Source organism: Lactobacillus sp. HMSC08B12 (assembly GCF_001808415.1).
Classification (GTDB): Bacteria; Bacillota; Bacilli; order Lactobacillales; family Lactobacillaceae; genus Lactobacillus; species Lactobacillus delbrueckii.
The window spans coordinates 311-531 of record NZ_KV793114.1; the positions used below are offsets into that span (position 1 = coordinate 311).

Genomic DNA, 221 nt, shown 5'->3' on the forward strand with positions numbered 1-221 from the left:
TCCCGCATGGGATGCGTGGATTGAAATAATCACGGGGAAACTACCAAGACTGAAGAGAAGTCGCATCCCGCATGGGATGCGTGGATTGAAATGATCTGTGACATAGTCAAGGTGGTGGTCAGTTTGGTCGTATCCCGCATGGGATGCGTGGATTGAAATGTTAGCACCGACAAAATCTGCAGCACTAACGCCATGTCGCATCCCGCATGGGATGCGTGGAT

The 221-nt window shown here is 51.1% G+C and carries 1 protein-coding gene; it reads right to left on the reverse strand.

Translation table 11 applies throughout. The annotated features are described in order from the left end of the window. Window positions 1-29: 29 nt before the first annotated feature. The coding region (locus HMPREF3168_RS10420) for a hypothetical protein (protein WP_210384539.1) at window positions 30-221 on the reverse strand (192 nt) is incomplete at its 5' end.